The organism is Prevotella sp. P5-108 (assembly GCF_002251385.1).
In the GTDB taxonomy this organism is placed as follows: domain Bacteria; phylum Bacteroidota; class Bacteroidia; order Bacteroidales; family Bacteroidaceae; genus Prevotella.
Genome location: NZ_NPJJ01000048.1, coordinates 1 through 1,465 on the forward strand (window position 1 = coordinate 1; position 1,465 = coordinate 1,465).

Annotated in this window: 2 protein-coding genes; both read left to right on the forward strand. The window is 48.2% G+C overall.

What is annotated here, in order from left to right; all coding sequences use genetic code 11:
• Positions 1–63: 63 nt before the first annotated feature.
• Positions 64–414, forward strand: a complete 351-nt coding sequence (locus CIK95_RS09800) for a hypothetical protein (RefSeq protein ID WP_094387020.1) — start codon at positions 64–66, stop codon at positions 412–414.
• A 109-nt stretch (positions 415–523) separates the two neighbouring features.
• Positions 524–1,429, forward strand: a complete 906-nt coding sequence (locus tag CIK95_RS09805; RefSeq protein WP_254046453.1) for a transposase — start codon at positions 524–526, stop codon at positions 1,427–1,429.
• The last annotated feature ends 36 nt before the right edge of the window (positions 1,430–1,465 follow it).

The following is a 1,465-nucleotide window of genomic DNA, read 5'->3' on the forward strand; positions in this document are numbered from 1 at the left end:
GGGTCTGCGGATTTTTCCGGTTGGTAACACCGTATGTTAGGAATAAAGTCGTACCTTTGCCATATGGAACAGACCAAGCTACTACGCGCCATTCTTCCGGATGTGCTTATAGACAACTTCGATGTTGTAAGTTTTGATAAGACCGATAGCCGCTTTGACATTTATCTTGACGAGAAGAAGGTTCAGATGCGTGAGGACAAGAAGTACGGCAATGTGATATCCCACGGCTTTGGTGACTATCACGTCATCCAGGATTTTCCCATCCGTGGCCGTGCTACGTATCTTCATGTACGCAAACGCAAATGGTTGGACAAGGACACCGGCGAGATCTTCAGCTACGAATGGGACTTGTCCGAGTTTGACGAAACTCGATTGAATGCAGAGTTCGTTTCTTTTTTAAAAGAGGGAGATTGAGTCTACTCCCGTAAGCATCTCGACGCTTGCGGCCCGCAACGGTCTCAACGGTCAGACGCTGCGCAAACAGTACAAGGAGAAAATCAGTGACTATCGCAACTGGGAACAATTGGACCATGCAGAGGAGTACATGCTGTTTCCAGACAATTTCGGTGAGGACATGAGTCTTGACGAGACCTGTCTTTCCAACGGTGAGGTCTACACTATCCTGACGGACAAGGCAGCCCACGGCGGCAAGGGAGCGCTGGCTGCAATGGTTCGTGGTGTAGCTTCGGATACAGTGTCGGCAATATTGAAGAAAGTCCCACGTGAACTGCGCTGCCGTGTAAGGACCGTGACCACAGATTTGTCTTCTGCCATGATGCTGACAGTGAGGACTGCGTTCCCTAATGCCAAGCTGATAAATGACCGTTTCCATGTGCAACGACTTATGACCGAGGCCATTGACCAGATGAGAATAGCCTTACGATGGGATGTGCTTGCGGAGGAGAACAAGGCCATAAAAGAGCATAGGGCAAAACGTAAGGCGGCACATACGAGGGCCGAGAAGGAACTTATAGGGGAATGGGTACCAGAACGTATGGCCAACGGTGAAACCAGGCCGCAGATTATGGCACGCAGCCGACATATGATTCTCATGCACAAATCGAAATGGAATGCCCAACAGCAGACAAGGGCCGAAATTCTCTTTCAGATGTTTCCCAAACTCAAGAAGGCGTATGGTCTCTACCTCAGTCTTGTGGACATTTTCAACAAGAAAACCCAGCCAGGAGTGGCAAGGCTTAACCTTGCCAGATGGTACAATGATGTCGAAGATTTCGGGTATGAAGGTTTCAACAAGGTTATTGAAACCTTTGAGAACCACAACGATACCATCATCAACTATTTTGAGGAAAGGCTTACCAATGCATCGGCAGAATCGTTCAATGCTAAAATCAAGGCTTTTAGAACACAGTTCAGAGGTGTAGGGGATATCAGGTTCTTCATGTACAGGCTGGCAACACTTTATTCCTAACATACGGTGTTACCAACCGGAAAAATCCGCTGACCC